Source organism: Thermaurantiacus sp. (genome assembly GCF_053487655.1).
The window spans coordinates 1-20,403 of record NZ_JBRCLD010000102.1 but is presented as its reverse complement, the minus strand read 5'-3'; the positions used below and the strand labels follow the sequence as shown (position 1 = coordinate 20,403).

12 protein-coding genes are annotated in these 20,403 nt (G+C 66.2%); 5 read left to right on the top strand and 7 right to left on the bottom strand.

The window, feature by feature from the left end; genetic code table 11:
- Positions 1 to 77: 77 nt before the first annotated feature.
- Entirely contained in the window at positions 78 to 2,060 is a 1,983-nt protein-coding gene (locus tag ACWIQA_RS10145; RefSeq protein ID WP_448582957.1) for a transglycosylase domain-containing protein, read from the bottom strand.
- 112 nt (positions 2,061 to 2,172) lie between these two features.
- On the opposite strand from ACWIQA_RS10145, the gene ACWIQA_RS10140 reads away from it, so the two are divergent.
- On the top strand, positions 2,173 to 3,393 hold the full coding sequence (locus tag ACWIQA_RS10140) for an argininosuccinate synthase (protein ID WP_448582956.1): 1,221 nt from the start codon (positions 2,173 to 2,175) through the stop codon (positions 3,391 to 3,393).
- A 39-nt stretch (positions 3,394 to 3,432) separates the two neighbouring features.
- The gene (locus ACWIQA_RS10135) at positions 3,433 to 4,491 is read left to right on the top strand and encodes an AI-2E family transporter (protein ID WP_448582955.1); all 1,059 of its coding nucleotides are present in this window, start codon (positions 3,433 to 3,435) and stop codon (positions 4,489 to 4,491) included.
- On the opposite strand, the gene ACWIQA_RS10130 is transcribed toward ACWIQA_RS10135, so the two are convergent.
- Positions 4,488 to 6,626 carry a S46 family peptidase gene (locus ACWIQA_RS10130; protein ID WP_448582954.1) on the bottom strand — a complete coding sequence of 713 codons (2,139 nt, stop codon included), beginning with the start codon at positions 6,624 to 6,626 and terminating at the stop codon, positions 4,488 to 4,490. The two genes, ACWIQA_RS10135 and ACWIQA_RS10130, sit on opposite strands and share 4 nt — an antisense overlap.
- 50 nt (positions 6,627 to 6,676) lie before the next feature.
- On the opposite strand from ACWIQA_RS10130, the gene ACWIQA_RS10125 reads away from it, so the two are divergent.
- The 3 genes from ACWIQA_RS10125 (at position 6,677) to ACWIQA_RS10115 (ending at position 13,567) form a co-directional block, all read left to right on the top strand.
- Entirely contained in the window at positions 6,677 to 9,076 is a 2,400-nt protein-coding gene (locus ACWIQA_RS10125) for a ligase-associated DNA damage response DEXH box helicase (RefSeq protein ID WP_448582958.1), read from the top strand.
- Positions 9,077 to 9,230: 154 nt separating this feature from the next.
- Entirely contained in the window at positions 9,231 to 10,787 is a 1,557-nt protein-coding gene (locus ACWIQA_RS10120; protein WP_448582953.1) for a hypothetical protein, read from the top strand.
- Between the two features lie 92 nt (positions 10,788 to 10,879).
- The gene (locus ACWIQA_RS10115; protein ID WP_448582952.1) at positions 10,880 to 13,567 is read left to right on the top strand and encodes a TonB-dependent receptor plug domain-containing protein; all 2,688 of its coding nucleotides are present in this window, start codon (positions 10,880 to 10,882) and stop codon (positions 13,565 to 13,567) included.
- On the opposite strand, the gene ACWIQA_RS10110 is transcribed toward ACWIQA_RS10115, so the two are convergent.
- The 5 genes from ACWIQA_RS10110 to gyrA form a co-directional block, all read right to left on the bottom strand.
- Positions 13,557 to 14,684, bottom strand: coding sequence for a glycosyltransferase family 4 protein (locus ACWIQA_RS10110; protein ID WP_448582951.1), 1,128 nt, complete (start codon positions 14,682 to 14,684; stop codon positions 13,557 to 13,559). The genes ACWIQA_RS10115 and ACWIQA_RS10110 overlap by 11 nt on opposite strands.
- Positions 14,685 to 14,733: 49 nt before the next feature.
- Positions 14,734 to 15,657 (bottom strand): UDP-2,3-diacylglucosamine diphosphatase, encoded by a 924-nt coding sequence (locus ACWIQA_RS10105; protein WP_448582950.1) that lies wholly within the window; start codon positions 15,655 to 15,657, stop codon positions 14,734 to 14,736.
- Positions 15,658 to 15,780: 123 nt separating this feature from the next.
- A complete protein-coding gene (locus ACWIQA_RS10100; RefSeq protein ID WP_448582949.1) occupies positions 15,781 to 16,770 on the bottom strand; it encodes an NAD(P)H-dependent glycerol-3-phosphate dehydrogenase in 990 nt (329 codons plus the stop codon).
- Positions 16,767 to 17,795, bottom strand: a complete 1,029-nt coding sequence (tsaD, locus tag ACWIQA_RS10095) for a tRNA (adenosine(37)-N6)-threonylcarbamoyltransferase complex transferase subunit TsaD (RefSeq protein WP_448582948.1) — start codon at positions 17,793 to 17,795, stop codon at positions 16,767 to 16,769. The genes ACWIQA_RS10100 and tsaD overlap by 4 nt, the downstream gene beginning before the upstream one ends.
- Positions 17,792 to 20,403, bottom strand: a 2,612-nt coding sequence (gyrA, locus tag ACWIQA_RS10090; protein ID WP_448582947.1) for a DNA gyrase subunit A, incomplete at its 5' end; no start/stop codon positions are given. The genes gyrA and tsaD, both read right to left, overlap by 4 nt.

The window sequence follows — 20,403 nt, the reverse complement described above, 5'->3', positions numbered from 1 at the left end:
AGGGGAGGAGGCCCAAGGGGAGGAGGCTAAAGGGGGAGGAGGCCCGAGGGGAGGGGGTGCAGGACGCTTGCCCGGGCTCAGGGCGAAGCTGGCTCCGGCGGTGGCGCTGGGGTTGCGATCGCCTCGTCAAGCCAGCGTTCGCTCAGCGGCTCTTCCACTGGTGCCGCCGGCGCCTCTTCTGCGGAGAGGCCATAGACTTCGGCATCGGGCTCGAGACCGAAAATGCTCTCTTCAACGGCCGTGTTGAGCTCACCCACGGGCACGCCGGCAAGCGCTGGTGCCATGAAGGCAGCAAAGGCTCGGGCCGGGGCTCGGCCACCTGCCAGCCCGGGTACGGCACGGGCATCGTCGCGGCCAATCCACACGCCCGCCACCAGCTCGGGCGTGAAGCCGATGAACCAGCCATCCTTGTTCGCAGTCGTGGTTCCGGTCTTGCCAGCGAGCGGCCGGCCGATTTTCGCAGCGCGGGCGGTTCCCGTTTCGACTGCAGCGCGCAGCATCGCCGTCATGTGGGCAGCGACATGGGGCGCCAGCAGCACTCGGGGCGACGGCTCCTCGCGCCGGTAGAGCAGCCGGCCATCAGCCGTTGCAACCCGCGTGATCCCAAACGGCCGCACTTCGCGCCCTTCGGCTGCCACGGCCGCATAGGCAGCAGTCAGCTCGAGGAGCGTCACTTCGGACGCTCCGAGCGCCATTGCCGGGCGCGTGTCGATGGGGGTGGTGATTCCGAGCCGTCGCGCCATGGCAGCAACCGCCTCGAACCCGGCCTGCTGGGCGAGCTTGACCGCGACCGTGTTGATCGAGCGGGCAAAGGCCTCACGCGCCAAGACCGGGCCGACGAACTTCCCATTGTCATTCCGGGGCGACCAGCGACCAATGGTAATCGGCGCGTCCACGACCATGGTATCAGGGGTGAGACCGTCTTCGATTGCCGCTAGATAGGTGAAGAGCTTGAAGGCCGAGCCGGGCTGACGGCGGGCGACCGTCGCGCGATTATATGTGCTCGTCGCATAGTCTCGCCCGCCCACCATGGCCGTCACCTCGCCGGTTGTCCGCATGGCGACGATTGCGCCTTGGGTGCCGGCCGGGAGCGCCGTGGCCACCGCCGCCTCGGCGGCCTTCTGATGTTCTGGCACGAGCGTTGTCGTGACTTCAAGCGGCAGGCTAGCCTCGTCGACCAGGGTTTCGAGCTGGGCCAGTACCCAGTCCGTGAAGTAGCGCACATCGCCTTGCTCGCGGGCCAGTCGGAAGGAGACGGCGGCAGTGTCAGCAGCCGCTGCCTCGGCCGGTGTGAGCACGCCGATTGCGCGCATGGTCGCAATGACCGTCGCCCCCCGCGCGCGCGCGCGCTCAGGGTCGGCAGAGGGCGCGTAACGGCTTGGTGCTTTCACCAGCCCGGCAATGATGGCTGCCTCAGCAAGGCTCAGCTCGTGGGCCGAATGGCCGAAGAACTTGCGGCTTGCAGCATCGATCCCGAAGGCGCCGCCGCCAAAATAGACTCGGTTCAAATAAAGTTCGAGGATCGCCCGCTTGGTGAACTTGCGCTCAATGGCAAGGGCCAGCACGGCTTCGCGGAGCTTGCGGTCCCAGGTCTTGCGGTTGGTGAGGAACAGGTTGCGCGCAAGTTGCTGGGTGATGGTCGAGCCGCCCTGCACATTGGCGCCGGCGCGCAGGTTGACGAGGAGCGCGCGGGCAGTGCCGATGGGATCAACGCCCGGGTGCCAATGGAACCGACGGTCCTCGACAGCCAGCATGGCAGCCACCATATGCGGCGGGATCTCGTCATAGGCGAGCCAGCGACCAAAGCTCGGGCCAACAGTCACAAGCTCGGTGCCATCCGACGCGCGCACCACCACCGACTGCCCCTGCGGGCTCTTCATCATCTCGCGGAAAGTCGGCAGCGACTGCGCTGTCAGCATGACCGCAACCAGGAGGGCGAGGACGGCAAGCGCGAAAAAGGCAAAGCCGGCGAGAAGGAGGGTTTGAAGCAGCCGGCGAAGAGACGACCGGCGCGGCCGTCCGCGCGGGCGGCGAAGCCGGGCCGGGGAGCTCTGGTCCATGTTTCATCGCCTCTAGGCGCCACGTGCACGGCCGGCAAGCCGGCACTGCCATTGCGAGGCAGCGCCGGGCCCGCTAGGCGCCGCCGCCAAAGCGAAGGCAAGGACGAGGGCAATGGCAGAGGAAATCCGCAAAGTCGTGCTGGCCTATTCCGGTGGCCTCGACACCTCTGTCATCCTCAAGTGGCTGCAAGCCCACTATGGCTGCGAGGTGGTCACCTTTACGGCCGATCTCGGCCAGGGCGAAGAGCTCGCACCAGCGCGCGCCAAGGCCGAGCTTCTGGGCGTCAAGGAAATCTTCGTGGAAGATCTCCGCGAGGAATTCGTCGCCGACTTCGTCATGCCGATGATGCGGGCAAATGCACTTTATGAAGGCCAGTATCTCCTTGGCACGGCGATTGCCCGGCCGCTCATCGCCAAGCGCCAGATCGAGATTGCCCGCTTGGTCGGTGCCGATGCTGTCGCCCATGGCGCAACTGGCAAGGGCAACGACCAGGTCCGATTTGAGCTTGGCTACCATGCCCTCGAACCCGGAATCCGCATCATCGCGCCCTGGCGCGAATGGGATCTCTCCAGCCGCGAAGCCCTCATCGCCTTTGCTGAAGCGCATCAGATCCCCATCCCCAGGGACAAGCGCGGCGAAGCGCCGTTCTCAACCGATGCCAACCTCCTTCACACCAGTTCGGAAGGAAAGGTCCTCGAAGACCCGTGGGAAGACGTGCCACCCTACGTCTATTCCCGCACGCACGACCCGGAGGATGCGCCCGACACACCCGAAGTCATCACCATCGATTTCGAGCGTGGTGACCCTGTTGCCATCAATGGCGAAGGCCTGTCGCCGGCAGCGCTCCTTGCCCGCCTCAACGAGCTCGGCTGCACCCATGGCATCGGCCGGCTTGACCTGGTTGAGAACCGCTTCGTCGGCATGAAGAGCCGGGGGATGTATGAGACGCCCGGTGGCACCATCTGGCACGTCGCTCACCGCGGGATCGAGTCCATCACGCTTGATCGCGGCGCTGCGCATCTCAAGGACGAGCTCATGCCGCGCTACGCCGAACTCATCTACAACGGCTTTTGGTTTGCCCCCGAGCGGGAGATGCTCCAGGCCGCCATCGACGCAAGCCAAGCCCATGTCACGGGGACCGTGCGGCTGAAGCTTTACAAGGGCAGCGTCCAGGTTACCGGGCGCAAGTCTCCCCACTCGCTCTACTCGCTCCGCCATGTCACGTTCGAGGATGATGCCGGTGCCTATGACCAGGCCGACGCCAGGGGCTTCATCCGCCTCCAGGCGCTCCGCTTGCGCTTGCTTGCCGAGCGCGCCCGCGGCGGCGCCTGAGCGCTTCCCAATCCACGTCGATTGCGGCAGGAGGGCGAGATGAACGAGGCCCTGCGCCCCCCGCCTGTCCCGGAGCTGTCGCGGCGTGTCCCGGCCGAGGGCGCACGCGTCTTTCGCAATGGGCTCCTCCTCATGGCAGCCGTCGGCACTGCCGTCCTCATCTGGCAGCTGTCGCAGCTTCTGCTCATCGTCTTTGCCTGTGCCATTGTTGCCATGATGGTGGCGCGGCTGGCGAGCAGCCTGCGCCGGCGGCTTCATCTTCCCTTCTGGCTTGCTTTCACGCTTGCCGTCATCCTGCCGCTCGCCTTCGTGGTTGCGGCCTTCTGGCTGTTCGGTGCCGCGATGGCAACGCAATTCCAGCTTCTTCTGGCCTCGCTCCCGCACGCGCTCGCGGATCTTGAGGCCTGGCTCAAGACCAGCGACTTGGGCCGCCGTCTGCTGGCCGAAATTCCCGGTATCACTCCGCGTGCTGACCGGGTGGTGGCCGCTGTCCAGACGCTTCTTTCCGAGATCGGCACCGTGCTCTCGATGGTGGCGATCATCCTGGTGGGGGGGATCTATTTTGCGGCCCAGCCTTCGCTTTACACACGCTCGCTGCTCGCCCTCGTCCCTCCAGAGCGACGGCTTGCCCTGATGCGCACCTGGAAGCGGGTCGTCGGCTCGCTCCATGCCTGGCTCAAGGCCCAGGGGGTTGGCATGGCCTTTGTCGGACTGGCAACGGGCACGGGTCTTTCGCTGGTCGGGATCCCGGGCGCGCCAGCCATTGGCCTGGTTGCTGGCCTGTGCGAATTCGTGCCCTATCTCGGCACGTTCGTCGTTGCCATTCCCGCCATTCTCATCGGTTTCTCGATCAGCATCGAGACTGGCATCTGGACCATCGTCGTCATCGTCGCCGTCCAGCAGATCCAGGGCAATCTGGTCTCGCCCATGGCCCAGAGCCGTCTTGCCGACCTCCCGCCAGCGCTTACCATCTTCGCGCTTATTGCCTTTGGCGTCCTCATGGGGCCTCTTGGCGTCATTCTTGCTGTGCCACTGACGGTCGTGGGCGTTGCTCTCCTGCGCGAGAGGGTGATCCTCGTCCACCGCCGTCGCGGCTAGTCGGCCCCCATCTCGCGAAGCAGCTCGGTCGCGCCGTCCACGCGTCCGATTACGAAGCGCATGTAGCGGGCATCGACTGCGATTGTCCGCGTCGTCGCCTCATCGAACCACCAGTCAGAGAGCATCCCCTCGAGCGTGCCGTCGAAGGCAAGCCCCACCAGCTCCCCTTTCGCATTCATGACTGCCGAGCCGGAATTGCCGTTGGTGATGTCGGTTGTGGAGAGGAAGTTGACGGGAAGCGTACCGAGCGCCTGTGAGCCAAGCGCGCCCCACTTGCCTTCCTTGAGCGCGGCGAGCAGGGCCGGAGGGCTGTTGAACGGATCCTTGCCCGTGTCTTTGGCAAGGATGCCCGCGGCGGTTGTAAAGGCAGTCCAGGCCTCGCCATCGCGTGTTTGCCGTCCGCGCACATGGCCGAAAGTGAAGCGCAGCGAGCCATTGGCATCCGGATAGAGCAGACGCCCTTCGCTTGCGGCATGGGCCCTTGCGGCGCCCATCCATGCAACGCGTGCGGCATCGAGCCGGCCGTCCAACTCCTTGCGCCGGCCTTCCGCTGCCATGTCCTGCGCATAGGCCGCGACTGCCACCTGGATGAACGGGTCATCCGAGGCGATGAATTCGGCAACTGGCCGGTCGAGCCAGGCCAGTCGCTCGGCCCGGTCGCCAAGCCGGGTGCCAGAATAGAGCCGGTCGAGGCCCAGTTCGGCGATCTTGGCTTCGAGCGCGGTGTTGCGCTGCGCTGCAGGAAGCGTCGCTGTCTCGGCCAGCGCCTGCATGAGGATTGCCCGGTCGATCCGGGCGACGAAGCGGCGATCGATGAGGCTCAAGCGGTCAATGAGTTGCTGCCGGTCGCGCTCCTGGAAGCCGGGCTCGCGCTCGGTATCGGGCTTCTGCTGTTCGTTTGCCCAGCGATAGAGGGTGCGTGCCGCAGAAAGCAGCTGTGCCCGGTTCAAGGTTGCGTTCACAAGGCGCGCCTCATCGGCTGCGAGCGCTTCGCCAGTGAGGCCGTCGAAGTTTACAAGCGCGCGCCCGTGGATGCGCCGGTTGGCCGGCCTCCTTGCCCAGTCTGCGAGCGCCGCCTCGCGGGCGCGCTTCAGCTCGACAAGGCCAAACCGGTTTGCCACCTCGAGCTGGCCGGCGATCTTCTTGGCAAAATTGTCGGCCCCGGCCTTGATCGAGGCATAGGCGATCCGGTCGGCTTCGGTCTGTGTCTCGCGCGCGATGAGCGCTGAATAGTCCGCCAGCATCCGCTGCTGGCGCGGGTAGATCCGGCCATACCAGCCTTCGGTCTCAGCGGCCGTGCGGAACCGCTCGGTCGCGCCGGGAAAGCCAGCGATGAGGACGAAATCGCCATCCTTCAGATCCTCGCGCGCGATCTTGAGATGGGCGCGTGGCCGATAGGGCCGATTGGCAGGTGAAGGGGCGGCCGGCCGGCCGTCGGGCCCGACATAGGCGCGATAGAAGCTGTAGTCCCCCGTGTGGCGCGGCCATTGCCAATTGTCGACCTCGCCGCCGAAATTGCCGATGCTTTCGGCGGGAGCGTGCACCAGCCGCACATCCCGGATCTCGAGCATCTTCTGCCGCCAATATTGGCTGCCACCGAAATAGCTCCGGACCTCGCAGCGGATGCCGGGCTCCACTTCACACGCTGCCACGATCGCCTTGCGGTTGGCCTCAAGCGCGCGGATTCGTGCGGCGCCGGTCAGCTTCGGCGTGATTCCCGCGAGCATCGCCGCCGTCACATCGTCGAGCGAGTCGATGACCAGAACCCTTGTTCCTGGTGCGGCTGGCAGTTCTTCGGCGCGCGTGCGGGCAAGAAACCCGTCGCGCAGAAGGTTGCGCTCTGGGCTGGCGTTGAACTGGATCGAGCCCAGCACGCAATGATGATTGGTTGCCACCAGCCCGTCTGCCGAGACAAAGCTCGCCGAGCAACCGCCGAGCGAGGCGATCGCCCCCATCGGCGCAGCATGGAGATCGGCGAGGCGCTCGGGCGGGATGGCAAGCCCGGCTTCCCGGAGCTGGCTTTGCAGCGCTGGCGCCTGGCTTGGCAGCCACATGCCCTCGGCAGCAAGCAAGGGTGCCGCAGCACCGATGCCCGCGGCACCGAGAAACTTGGCGAAGCTGTATCGCTTCCTCATGATCCTGTCCCGTGCACCATGCTCCAGCACCTAGGCCGGCTCCGCCAGGCCTGCAACCAGGCCCGCAACCGCTTGCCCCGGCGGTTGCCGCCTGGTTTGCCAATCGCGGCTGGAAGCTGCGCTCGCACCAGCTGGCAATGCTTGAGGCCGTGCGCGTGGGCGCCCATGCCCTCCTCGTTGCGCCAACTGGCGCTGGCAAGACGTTGGCCGGTTTTCTGCCCGTGCTCGATGCCGCTGCCCGCCAAAGCGCGAGGCCCCGCGGTCTTCGCGCCATCTATGTCTCGCCACTGAAGGCGCTTGCGGCCGACATCGCCCGCAACCTCCTGGCTCCCATCACTGGCATGGGCCTAGCCCTCCGAGTCGAGACTCGCACTGGCGACACATCGGCCGAACGCAAGGCCCGCCAGCGCCACGACCCGCCCGACATTCTGCTCACCACGCCAGAGAGCCTGTCGCTCCTCCTCACTTGGCCCGAAGCGCCCCGCGTCCTTGCCGAAGTCGAGACTCTCATTGTCGATGAGATCCACGCCCTTGCGCCCGGCAAGCGCGGCGATCTCCTCGCGCTTGCTGCCACCCGCCTCCAGGCGCTTGCGCCCGCGATGCGCCGGGTCGGCCTTTCGGCAACCGTCGCTGACCCGCCCGCACTTGCGCGCTGGCTTGCCCCCGTGGGCAAGGAGGCGCAAATCATCAGGGGCGAGGCTGGCGCCCGGCCTGAGATCCACATCCTCGTGCCCGATGGCCGGATCCCTTGGTCTGGCCACAATGGCCGCCACGCTGCCGCTGAGGTCCTCCGCCTTATCGAACAGCACCGCCAGACGATCGTGTTTGTGAACACCCGCGCCGTTGCTGAGCTGGTCTTCCGCGACTTGTGGGCCGAGAACCACAACAGCCTCCCGATCGGGATCCATCATGGCTCGCTCGCCCCGGAAGCCCGCTTAAAGACCGAGGCTGCGCTTGCCGAAGGCCGGCTGCGCGCTGTCGTTGCCACCTCAAGCCTCGACCTCGGGATTGACTGGGGCGATGTCGAGCTCATCGTCCAGATGGGGGCGCCCAAGGGGGCAGCGCGCCTCCTCCAGCGCACCGGGCGCGCCAACCACCGGCTCGATTCGCCGTCGAAGGCCGTCATCGTGCCAGGCAACCGCTTTGAATATCTCGAGGCACTGGCAGCATGCGATGCTGTCGAGGCCAGCGACTTCGAGGCCGACCCGCCGCGCACGGGCAGCCTCGACGTGCTGGCCCAGCATATCGTCGGCATGGCAGCATGCGCCCCGTTCGAAGCTGACGCCCTCTATGCGGAAGTGACCAGCGCGGCGCCCTATGCCACTCTCTCCCGGCAACAGTTCGACCGCACCCTCGATCTTGCGGCAACTGGCGCCTATGCGCTTCGCGCCTACGACCGCTTCCGCCGCATCGTTGAAGGGCCAGACGGCCGCTTCCGGCTTGCCCACCCGCGGCTTGCCGCCCAGCACCGGGCCAATGCTGGCGTCATCGTCGAGGCTCCAGTGGTTGCCGTCCGCCTCGGCCGCGGTCGCGCGCTCGGCACCATCGAGGAATGGTTTGCAAGCCAGCTTCAGATCGGGGACAGCTTCGCCTTCGCTGGCCTGACCCTCGAAGTGACTGGCCATGCCGAGGGTGAGCTTTTGACGCGCCTCAGCCGTCGCCCGCCTGCCATCCCAACCTATGTCGGCGGCCGGATGCCGCTTGCGACCAACCTTGCCACGCGGGTGCGCGCCATGCTCGCTGACCCTGCAAGCTGGGCACGGATGCCAGCCGATGTCCGGGAATGGCTGGCCCTCCAGCGCATGGTGTCGGTTCTGCCCTCAGCCGACCGGCTGCTTGTGGAAACCTTCCCGCGCGACGGGCTCCACCATCTCCTCCTCTATGGCTTTGAGGGGCGCAACGCCCACCAGGCGCTTGGCCTTCTTCTCACGCGGCGCATGGAGCGGGCCGGCCTCATGCCCGTCGGCTTTGTTGCAAACGACTATGCGCTCGCCATCTGGAGCCACGGAACCGTGCGGGATCCGGCCGCGCTTCTTGGCGAAGGCGTGGTGGGCGCAGAATTGCGCCAATGGATCGAACAGACTCCCTTCCTGCGCCGCGCCTTCCGCGATGTGGCGGTCGTCTCCGGCCTCGTCCCCCGCGGCGAGCCAGGCCGGCCCAAGCGCGCGCGTGCGCTTGCCATCTCAACCGATCTCATCTTCGACGTCTTGCGCCGCCACGAGCCCGATCATCTCCTGCTCGAGACGGCCTGGGCGGAAGCGTCGGCGAAGATTACCGACATCGCTCGCCTCGAGGGCCTGCTTGCCCGCGCCCGGACCAATCTCCTCCACGTCCCGCTTGCGCGCGCGAGCCCCCTTGCCATTCCCGTCCTCCTGGAGGCGGGCCGTGAGTCGGTTCCCGGCCTCAGCGAGGAACAGCTGCTCGCCGGGCTGCCCCTTCTTGCGGCCTGACGGGCGACTGCGTCCGATCACCGCATCTGCAATGAATCCGTCACAACTCAGTCATCCAAGCGTCATGGGCCGAAGCTAGGGCCCCGGGCGTCCGGGGGCTGTGGCGGCCGTCGGGCGTGTCAAACTCCTGCCAACCGGGAAAGAGGGGACCCCCATGTCGAACGCCAGCGGCCTGCAGTTCCGCACCCTGCTCCTCATCGGTTCCGCGCTTGCGCTTGCGGCCTGCACCGGTGCCACGGACATCGCTTCTCCAGGCGAGGGAATCATTGTCCAGCCGACACCCACGCCCACGCCCACGCCAACCCCGACACCGACTCCGACACCCACTCCCGGCACGGCCGATCCCGATTGCCCTCCTGGCACGACCAACGTCGGCCTGATCGTCGGTCTTCGGAACTGCCAGCTCACTGGTGTTATCACCGGCAGCCTGCTGCTGCCTTTCCGCCCTGGCACGCTTTACTCGCTCTCCGGCCGGGTTGATGTCGGCCGTGACGTTGGCGGCGACGGCAATAAGCCGGGCGGTGCGTCGGCAACGCTTGCAATCGAGCCCGGTGTTGTCATTTTCGGGACTTCGGGTGCCGACTTCCTTCTGGTGAACCGCGGTTCGCGCCTGGTCGCCAACGGCACGGCAACGCGGCCGATCATCTTCACCAGCCGAGCCAATGTTGAAGGGACGGCCGGCGCGGAATCGATCGGCCAGTGGGGAGGTCTCGTGCTCCTCGGCCGGGCTCCTATCAACCGCTGTATCGGGGTCGGCGTGCCGGGTGGCTCGGTCAACTGCGAGAGCCAGATCGAAGGCACGACCAACGCCTTCTATGGCGGCGCGGACATCAATGATTCCTCGGGCTCGCTGCGGTTCGTGCAAGTCCGCTATCCGGGCTTTGAGATTGCGCCGGGCAATGAGTTGAATGGCATCACGCTTGGCGGCGTCGGCGCTGGCACGGTGTTCGAGAATATCCAGATCCACAACAGTTCGGATGACGCCTACGAATGGTTTGGCGGCCGGGTGAACGGCAAGTTCTTGGTGGCAACAGGAACCGACGACGACGCGCTTGATACCGATTTCGGCTACAAGGGCGTCAACCAGTTCGTGCTGTCGGTCGGCCGCTCGGCAGGCGGTGACCGGTCGATCGAGGCCGACACTTCGGGCAACGACTTGTTCACGCCGCGGTCGAACCCGCTGTTTGCGAACATGACGCTCATCCATCGCCGGCCTCCGGCTGCCATCCTCCAGCGCGGCGGGACGGACTTCCGGATCTTCAACTCGATCGTGGCGCCCACCACCACGACGGGCTGCGTCCAGATGGCCAATCCCTTCACCATCAACGCGCCGGATCCGGCTCTCGACAAGGTGGGTCCGCCCGTGTTCCGCTCGACCTTCTTCTCCTGCGGTCCAACAACTGCGGTGGCTGGCACTGGCATCACGGTGGACCAGATCACGGCCATCCTCAATGGGACGAACACGACGCCTCCCACCGAGACTCGCAACGTCCTCAATGGTACCAGCACCTTGACGGGCACCTTCTTCCCTGGTGCCAATGAACTTGCTGTCACCACCACGCCAGTTGCGTCGATCAACCCCTATCTTACCAACACGACCTACATCGGCGCCTTCCGCAATGCCGACGATCGCTGGTTTGCCGGCTGGTCGTGCGGCTTGGGTGGGACTGGCAGTCCGGCGTGCGAAGACGCGCCGCGGCCGAGGCCCTGATGCTAAACGCGCAGGCGGTTGGCCCGCGCCGTCCGGCGCGCGCCAGCGCCTGCGGGTGCGCCGAGGACCGGTTCAAGCTCCGGGGGACAAGAATGACGAACAGCTTCACGCGCAGCGGCCTTCTTCTTCTTTCAACCGCGCTCGCCGGCCTCCCGGTGCTTGCCCAGACAGCTCCCGAAGCGCCGGCGTCAACGCCGCCACCTGAGGAGGAAGTCGAAGTCGTCGGGCCGGGCGCGGCTGTGCTCGAGGCTGACGAGATTGTGGTGCGTGGCACCCGCATCCCCAATGTCGTGCGCACCACGCCTTCGATTGTCTCGGTCCTGTCTTCGGCCGAAATCGCCCGCACGGGGGAAGGCGACATCGCCGGGGCCTTGAAGCGGGTGACAGGCTTGTCGGTTGTTGGCGGCAAATATGTCTATGTGCGTGGTCTTGGCGAGCGCTATTCCTCGGCGCTGTTGAACGGGCTACCGCTGCCTTCGCCCGAGCCCTTGAAGCGCGTCGTCCCGCTCGATCTCTTCCCCACTTCTGTCATTTCCTCGTCGCTGGTCCAGAAGACCTTCGCCCCCAGCTTTCCGGGCGAATTCGGCGGCGGCGTCATCAACCTGACCACGCGGTCAACTCCTGCGGAGCGCTTCTTCCAAGTCGGAGGCTCGGTGGGCGGCAACTCGGTCACCACGGGGAACCTCGGCTATACCTATTTCGGCTCCCGCACCGACTTCACGGGTTTCGACGATGGCACGCGTCGGCTGCCCACGGCCCTGCGCGATGCCAAGCGATCGGGCCAGAGGCTTGAGGTTGGAGACAATTTTCCGCTGCCGTTCGTCCAGGCCGCGACCGCAAGCCTTGTCAATACGCCAACCACCCTCATCCAGCGCAACCCGAATATCCCTGCCGACATGTCGCTCGACTTTGCCGCCGGCAACAGCTGGGATGTGGGCGAGAACCGGTTCGGTCTCGTCGTCTCCGGCAGCTGGGACAATGACTGGCGCACGCGCGGCGGCCTCCAGCAAACGGCCTTTGGTGTTACCGTCAACCCGGATGGCACGCGCGGCCTCAATCCCGACCAAGACTACCGCTTTTTCTCTACCGACAACAATGTCCAGGTGAGCGGCCTGCTTGGCCTTGCCTTCGAGTTCGGTGAGCACAAGGTCCGGGCGACCAACTTCTTTGTCCGCGATACGCTCAAGGAAGCGCGGATGCAGCGCGGCCTTGATACCGTCAATGTGGGCGATGATGACGAGGTCATCCGCAGCTTCACCAGCTGGTTCGAGCGCCAGCTCTATACCTCGCAGCTCGTTGGCGAGTTCCGCTTCGGCGATCTGTCCTTGACGGCGCGTGGCGCTTACGCCGAGAGCGGACGCAAATCGCCCTATGAGCGGTCTGACAGCTACCGGTTCGATGCCCGCGTCAAGGATTTCGTGAACGACCTCACGCAGAACGGCAATTTCGCACGGATTGCCTTCTCTGATCTCCAGGACCAGGTCATCGGCGCCAACCTCGATGCCGCTTACAAGCTGGCTCTCGACCGCCCGGTCACCGTCTCTGGCGGCTACGCCTTCTATGACAACCAGCGCGAGTCCGAACGCCGGGACTATCGCTATGTCCGCGCCAATGGCGCTGCCCTCCCGCTCGAAGTCGCCCAGCAGCGGATCGACTATCTTCTCTCCGACTTCAACGTCTACACCTACGGCGTGGTGCTGCGCGAGGTCTCGGGGGCAGAAGGGGCCGCCTTCTATGATGCAAGCCTGCGGGTGCATGCCGGCTTCCTCCAGTTCGACGCCGAAGTGCTGGATGCCGTCACTGTGACCGGTGGGGTCCGCTATGAAGATGCAGTCCAGAAGGTGAGCCCGCGCGGAGTGTTCGCAACCGACCCGCCATTGCCGCAGACGGAGATCAAGCGCGGCTACTTCCTGCCCGGCGGCACCATCACCTGGAACTTCCGCGATGACATGCAGCTTCGCGTGTCGGGTTCGCGCACGGTTGCGCGGCCGCAGTTCCGCGAGCTCGCGCCTCAGCCCTATCTTGACATCGACACCGACCGGACGGCCTTCGGTAACCAGTTTCTTGTCGACAGCCAGCTTCTGAACGCTGACGGCCGCTATGAATGGTATTTCGGCGAAGCGGATCGCGTGACGGTCGGCGGCTTCTACAAGCGGATCAACAATCCCATCGAGACCGTCACTTTCGAGTCCGGCGGCACCTTCCTCATCACCTTCGCCAATGCGCCAACCGCCCGCTTGATCGGTGGCGAGGTCGAGGTGGTGAAGCAATTCCCCCTCGATGCGCTCGGGATCGGCCTGCTCGATGCACGCCGCTTCCTTATCAACGCCAACTATACCTACACTGACTCGCGCATCCGCGTTCGCGAAGGGGACACCACGATCAACACCCAAGGCAATGTGATTCCGGCAAAGGACGTCTTCATCGATGGCGCACCGCTCACCGGCCAGTCGCGCCATATCGCCAATCTCGAACTCGGCCTGAACCATATCGACCGGCTGTCCGAGCAGACTCTCCTCATCGGCTATGCCAGCGACCGGGTGACCCAGCGTGGGCCAACCGGCACGCCGGACTATAAGGAACGTCCGGGAATCCAGCTTGACTTCGTCTGGCGGGAAGCGCTCGAACTCGGCCGCACGCCAGTCGAGTTCAAGTTCGAGGCGCGCAATCTTACCAACACCCGTTTCGAGGAATATCAGGAGCTGGAGAAATCCCGGATCTTCCAGAATCTCTACGAGCGCGGCCGCAGCTTCTCCTTGTCTGCGACCTTCAGCTTCTGATCCGCCCGTCCTCCCGGGCGGAGCCGCAAGCGTCTTTGGGGTGTGCGAGGGGAGGCGCTAGCGCCGGGCGCGCCCCGCGTCCCAGCCAGCGCCGGGGCCGCGGCACCACACCGAAGCAATCCTCGAGTGCCGCCTCGAACTGATCGACTGCGGCCTCCCAGCTGAAGTCGCGCGCCCGCTCGAGCGCTGCTGCGCGTGGGATTCGCAGCGCTGCCATCACGGCTGCGCCAAGATCCTCGTCGAGGGCGCCGGCGCCGCTGTCGGCCACCACGTCAAGCGGTCCTGGCACCGGGTAGGCTGCGACTGGCAAGCCGCTTGCCATCGCTTCCACCAGTACCAATCCGAAGGTGTCGGTCCGGCTCGGGAACACGAACAGGTCCGCTCCGGCATAGGCGCGTGCGAGCGCTTCCCCGGCAAGCGCGCCAAGAAACAGCACATCCGGGAATCGCGTCTTCAGGGCCGCAAGCGCTGGCCCATCACCGACCACCACCTTGGAGCCCGGAACGTCGAGCGCAAGGAAGGCCTCGAGGTTCTTCTCGATCGCCACCCGCCCCACATTCAGGAGGATCGGCCGCGCGAGCCCAGCATAGGCTTCAGGTGCTGGCAGGCCAGCGCGGAAGCGGCCAAGATCCACCCCCCTCGACCAGATCCGGCTTTGCGTGAGGCCATGTTCGGCGAGCTCGGCAGCGAGCGTCGGTGTTGCGACCAGCACAGCCCGCGCGGGACCGTGGAACCAGGAGAGAAAACGCCAGCCGAACCGGGCCGGGATCCGAGTGCGGGCTTCGACATAGTCGGGAAAGCGGGTGTGGAAGCTGGTGGTGAAGGTTCGCCGGACTCTGAGGCAATGACGCCGCGCCGCGAGCCCCAGCGGGCCTTCGGTGGCAATATGCACGGCGTTCGCCTGGTGGCCCTCGATCAGCCGCCCCACTGCGCCCGGACGGGCCAGGGCCAGCCGGATCTCGGGATAGGTGGGGCAGGGCATGGAGGCAAACTGGTCAGGCGAGATGACGAGCACGTCTGCGCCGCGCGAGCGCAGCCGCTCAACTGTCGTCTGCAGCGTCCGCACCACGCCATTGACCTGCGGCACCCAGGCATCGGTCACCAGCGCCAGGCGCATCGCACGCGCGGCAGGCGCGGGTCCGCTGCTGTCGATGCCGGCCAGGACCTCAGCTGGCAACGGCGACCCGCCGCCCGACAGCCGCCTCGGCGCGCTTTCTTGCCGCCCAGTCGATCAGCTCCATCCGCCCATCATGATGCTCGACCAACGCGGTGCAGCTTTCGACCCAGTCCCCGTCGTTGTAGTAGGTGATTGTGCCCATCTCGCGGATTTCCGCCGAGTGGATGTGGCCGCAGACCACGCCATCGGCGCCACGCAGTGCAGCCGCATGGGCGACGGCTTCCTCAAAGGCGGATATGAACTCGACGGCGCGCTTGACCCGGTGTTTCAAATGCGCCGACAAGGACCAGTAGGGCAGACCGAGCGCGCGTCTTGCGGCATTGAACCACAAATTGAGCCGAAGCAGCAGCGCATAGGCATGGTCGCCCAGGAAGGCGAGCCAGCGCGCATAGAGCACTACGCCATCAAACTCGTCGCCATGGAGCACCAGCAGCTTCCGGCCATCGGCAGTTTCGTGCACGGCCTCGGCGACAATCTCGATGTCCCCGAACGAGAGGCCCACGAAATCGCGCAGCACCTCGTCATGGTTGCCAGGAATATAGACGACGCGTGTGCCCTTCTTTGCCATCTTCATGACACGCCGGACCACATCATTGTGCCGGGTCGGCCAATACCAGCCCCGCTTCAGCCGCCAGCCGTCAATGATGTCCCCGACCAGATAGAGGGTCTCGCATTTGACCGAATGGAGAAAATCCCACAGGAGATCGGCGTTGCATCCTGGCGTTCCGAGATGGATGTCGGAGATGAAGACGGTGCGCACCCGCAACTTCGCGGGCCGCTCGTCGCCATCCTCCTCGTTGAGCCAGGCCGGCCCGCGCCCTGCGATGACGCGAAGTCCAACCGCTTCCACCCGCACCGCCTCGGCTCGCGAAACTTGTGCTTGGGGCGGGTGTGCCGCCGCTCGAGTCGCCATGGCATCTGCCCTTGCGCTAGCCTTGGCCTTGTGGGCCTTCCCGACTCGTGGCCCAATATGTTGAGGCTGTGACAGCGGAATGAGAAACCCGTGACAGCGGGATGACAAGGAAGCGTTGGCTGCTTAGCGTTCGTCCGCGCGCAGCGGCCGCGCCAGCAGGTGTTCGGCGGCTTGCGTGGCTGTCATGCGCCCCTCAAGAAGAGCCGCCACCGCTGAACAAATGGGCATGTCCACTCCAAGCCGCTCGGCTTCGCGCACCAGCACTGGCGCTGTTGAAGCACCTTCGGCGACGGAAAGCCGGCCCGCGAGTGCTTCGGCTGCTGGCACCCCGCGCCCGAGCGCTGCCCCAAGCGTCATGTTGCGGGACTGAAGGCTGCCACAGGTGAGCACCAGGTCGCCAAGGCCAGATAAGCCTGCAAGCGTCTCCGCCCGCCCGCCGCGGGCGACTGCGAAGCGAGTCATCTCCGCAAAGCCGCGCGCAACCAGGGCAGCGCGCGCACTGTCGCCCAGGCCAGCGCCCACCACCACGCCGCAGGCAATGGCGAGCACATTCTTGATGGCACCGCCCACTTCAGCGCCTACCATGTCATCGCTTGCGTAGGGCCGCAGCCCAGGCCTTGCCAGCCGCTTCGCGAGATCCCTCGCCTCGGCAAGCGAGGGGGCTGCAAGCGTGACGGCAGTCGGAAGTCCGGCCGCCACATCGGCAGCAAAGCTCGGCCCCGACAGGACGGCCAGCGGCACGCCAGGGGCCATCTCTGCTGCCACTTCGGTCATGAGCTTGCCGGTGCCGGCTTCGATCCCCTTGGCGCAAAGCAGCAGGACTGCTGCGGCTGTGCTTTCCATGCCTGCCATCAGTCTTCGCATATGCTGGGCTGGCACCACGAGGAGCCAGGGCACATGTCGCGCTTCGCGTGCCAGTTCGGCGAGATCTGCAGTTGCGCGAATCCCATGGCCAAGACGCTGCCCGGGGAGGAACAGCGGGTTCTCGCGCGTGCGGTTGATGGCATCCGCCACTTGCGCCTCGCGTGCCCAGAGGAGGACAGGCGTTCCATCGCTGGCCATCGCCTGTGCCAGCGCCGTCCCCCAGGCGCCAGCGCCGATGACCGCGATCATGCCTTGACGCCTGCGCCGCGCACGGGCTCGGCGAGGGGATCAAGCGGCCAGCGCGGCCGTGCTGGCATCTCCGGGTCATCGGCAAGCCCGGCCTGCCGGCGCTCGATCGCAGCCCAGGCGACCATCGCGGCATTGTCAGTGCACAGCGCCGGCGGCGGCACCACCAGCGGCAGGCCGTGCTGCGCGGCAACTGCTTCGAGCGCCGCCCGGATTGCCCCGTTCGCCGCGACCCCGCCCGCGGCCACCAGCGCGGTCGCTTCCGGGAACCGCGCCAGCGCGCGCCCGGTGCGGTCCACCAGGCAGTCGGTGACCGCGGCCTGGAAACTCGCGGCAAGGTCGGCCGTTCCATGCCCGCCGGCGGCGACTGCCCGCAGCACTGCGGTCTTCAGTCCGGCAAAGCTGAAGTGCGGCTCGCAAGATCCGACCAGCGGCCGCGGCAGGAGAACAGCCGTCGGGTCGCCACCTCGGGCCAGGGCCTCAAGTGCCGGCCCGCCTGGAAAGCCCAGCCCAAGAAGCTTTGCCACCTTGTCAAAGGCTTCGCCCGCAGCATCGTCGATGGTCGTTGCCAGCCGCCGGTAGCGCCCGACGGCCTCCACGCCCAGGAGCTGGCAGTGGCCACCGGAGATCAGCAGCAGCAGGTAGGGAAAGCCAAGGCCGCTATCGACCAGTCGCGGCGAGAGCGCATGCGCTTCGAGATGGTTGACCGGCACGAATGGCTTTCCGGCTGCAAAGGCGAGGGCCTGGCCAGTCACCAGCCCCACCATGACCGCGCCAATGAGGCCTGGCCCGGCAGTTGCGGCCACTGCGTCCACCTCTGTGAGCGCAATTCCCGCTTCCGTCAGCACGGCCTCCACCATTGGCGCCAGCCGCTCGACATGGGCGCGCGCCGCAAGCTCCGGCACCACCCCGCCGAAGGGCGCGTGCACGTCCATTTGCGAGGCAATGCGGCTTGCCAGCACTTGCCGATCTGCCGTCACCAGCGCGACTGCCGTCTCGTCGCACGAGCTTTCGATGCCAAGGATCATGCCGGCGCGTTGCCGCCTTCGTCGCCCTCCTCGGTGTCGCGGATCCGCGCTGCGGAGACGACATGCTCACCATCCGCCACCTTGAACAGCGTCACTCCCATGGTTGCCCGCCCGGCGATCCGAATGTCGGAAACCCCCAGGCGGATGAGCTTGCCCTGGTCGGTCACCAGCATCAGCTGCTCGGCCGGCTCGACTGGGAAGCTCGCCACCACCTGCCCGTTGCGCGCAGACGTGTCGATGTTGACAATGCCCTTGCCGCCGCGATTGGTGCGCCGATACTCATAAGCTGACGAGCGCTTGCCATAGCCATTGGCGGTGATGGTCAAAATGAACTGCTCGCGCTCCTGCATGGTTGCAAACCGCGCAGGCGTGAGCCCCTCGAGTGGCTGCGGGTCCCGCTTCCACGGCGCCGAGCGGAGATAGGCCTCGCGCTCCTCGGCCGTGGTGCCGACCCGGTTCAGCACGGAGACCGAAATCACTTCGTCACCGGGATCAAGGTCCATGCCGCGTACGCCCGTTGACGTGCGGGACTGGAACTCGCGCACTGCCGTCACTTCGAACCGGATCGCCTTGCCAGAGCGTGCAGCAAGCAGCACGTCCTGGTGCTCGTGACACAGAACGGCGCCGATCAGACGGTCAGCCACACCCTCCTCAAACCGCATCGCGATCTTGCCGTTGCTTGGAATATTGGCAAAGGCGTCCATGCGGTTGCGGCGCACCAGCCCGCGCGCAGTCGCAAACAGCACATGGAGCCGGCTCCATTCGCGCTCATCCTCCGGCAGGGGGAGCACCGTCGTGATGGTCTCGCCAGCCTCGAGCGGCAACAGGTTCGCCATGGCCCGGCCCTTGGTCGCTGGTCCCCCTTCGGGCAGTCGCCAGACCTTGAGGCGATAGACTTTGCCAGCCGAGGAGAAGAACAGCACCGGCGCATGCGTCGAGGCGACGAACAGCTCCGTCACCACATCCTCTTCCTTGGTTGCCATGCCGGTGCGGCCCTTGCCGCCGCGCTTCTGCGCCCGGTAGGTCATGAGCGCGGTGCGTTTGATCCACCCGGTCGAAGTGACCGTCACCACCATGTCCTCGCGCGCAATGAGATCCTCGTCGTCGACATCGTCCGCGTCCACGATTTCGGTCCGGCGTGGCGAGGCAAAGGCCTGCCGCACGTCCAGAAGCTCGCCCCTGATGACCTCGAGAAGCCGTGCGCGACTGCCGAGGATGTCGAGCAGGTCGGCGATCCGGCTGGCGAGCGCCTCGAGCTCGGTGCTGATCTCCTCGCGCCCGAGCGCCGTCAGCCGGTGCAGGCGCAAGTCAAGGATGGCGCGTACCTGGGTTTCGGAGAGGCGGTAGGTCTTGCCAGTCAGGTCCTCGCCCTCGCGCTCGAGCTCGGCGGCGTCCACGAGGCGGAGATAGGGCGCAATGCCAGCAACCGGCCATTCCCTCCCAAGAAGCGCTGCCCGCGCTTCTGCGGGAGACGCGCTCCTGCGGATGATTGCCACCACCTCGTCCAGATTCTCGACGGCAACCACCAGCCCCAGCAGCACATGCGCGCGCTCACGCGCGCGGTCGAGCTCGAAGCGCGAACGCCTGGTGACCACCTCCTCGCGGAACAGGAGGAAGGCTTCGACCATGTCCTTGAGGTTGAGCTGCTCAGGCCGGCCGCCGCGAAGCGCCAGCATGTTGACTGCAAACGAACCCTGCGCCGGCGTGTGGCGGAACAGCTGGTTGATGACGACTTCGGGCACGGCCTCGCGCTTGAGGTCGAGCACGATCCTGACCCCCTCGCGGTTCGATTCATCGCGCAGGTCGGAGACGCCTTCGATCCGCTTGTCCTTGACGGCTTCTGCAATCTTCTCGACGAGCGCGGCCTTGCCCTGCTGGTACGGGATTTCCGTGATGACAACTCGGTTCGCGCCACCCGTCGTCTCATGCGCCACCCGCGCCCGCACGATGATCGAGCCGCGCCCCGTCGTCATCGCCTGGACGAGGCCGGACGTGCGCAAGATGAGGGCGCCGGTCGGGAAGTCGGGCCCGGGCACATGGGCCATGAGATCGGCGGCGGAAAGACTGCGGTCGTCGAGGACAGCAAGGCAGGCATCGATCACTTCGGCGAGATTGTGCGGCGCGATGTTGGTTGCCATGCCAACGGCAATCCCGCCCGCGCCATTGACGAGCAGGTTGGGGATCCGCGCCGGCAGCACGGTCGGCTCCTCCTCCTGCCCGTCATAATTGGGCTGGAAGTCGACGGTTGCCTTGTCGATATCCTCGATGAGCGCGATTGCCGCCTTCGAGAGCCGCGCCTCGGTGTAGCGCATCGCCGCCGGCGGGTCCGGGTCCATCGAGCCGAAATTGCCCTGGCCGTCGATGAGCGGGAGCCGCATCGACCAGTCCTGCGCCATCCGGGCGAGCGCATCATAGACCGCGCTGTCGCCATGCGGGTGGTATTTGCCGATCACGTCGCCGACGATCCGCGCCGACTTGCGGTAGGGCTTGTCGGGCGTGAAACCGTTCTCGTGCCCCGCGTAGAGGATCCGCCGGTGCACCGGCTTCAGGCCATCGCGCACGTCCGGCAGCGCGCGCGCGACGATGACCGACATGGCATAGTCAAGGT

What these genes read in the sequence shown, in the direction of transcription:
- ACWIQA_RS10145 (WP_448582957.1), bottom strand. Translation starts at nt 2,060, where the DNA reads ATGGACCAGAGCTCCCCGGCCCGGCTTCGCCGCCCGCGCGGACGGCCG.
- ACWIQA_RS10140 (WP_448582956.1), top strand. Translation starts at nt 2,173, where the DNA reads ATGGCAGAGGAAATCCGCAAAGTCGTGCTGGCCTATTCCGGTGGCCTC.
- ACWIQA_RS10135 (WP_448582955.1), top strand. Translation starts at nt 3,433, where the DNA reads ATGAACGAGGCCCTGCGCCCCCCGCCTGTCCCGGAGCTGTCGCGGCGT.
- ACWIQA_RS10130 (WP_448582954.1), bottom strand. Translation starts at nt 6,626, where the DNA reads ATGAGGAAGCGATACAGCTTCGCCAAGTTTCTCGGTGCCGCGGGCATC.
- ACWIQA_RS10120 (WP_448582953.1), top strand. Translation starts at nt 9,231, where the DNA reads ATGTCGAACGCCAGCGGCCTGCAGTTCCGCACCCTGCTCCTCATCGGT.
- ACWIQA_RS10115 (WP_448582952.1), top strand. Translation starts at nt 10,880, where the DNA reads ATGACGAACAGCTTCACGCGCAGCGGCCTTCTTCTTCTTTCAACCGCG.
- ACWIQA_RS10110 (WP_448582951.1), bottom strand. Translation starts at nt 14,684, where the DNA reads ATGCGCCTGGCGCTGGTGACCGATGCCTGGGTGCCGCAGGTCAATGGC.
- ACWIQA_RS10105 (WP_448582950.1), bottom strand. Translation starts at nt 15,657, where the DNA reads ATGGCGACTCGAGCGGCGGCACACCCGCCCCAAGCACAAGTTTCGCGA.
- ACWIQA_RS10100 (WP_448582949.1), bottom strand. Translation starts at nt 16,770, where the DNA reads ATGATCGCGGTCATCGGCGCTGGCGCCTGGGGGACGGCGCTGGCACAG.
- tsaD (WP_448582948.1), bottom strand. Translation starts at nt 17,795, where the DNA reads ATGATCCTTGGCATCGAAAGCTCGTGCGACGAGACGGCAGTCGCGCTG.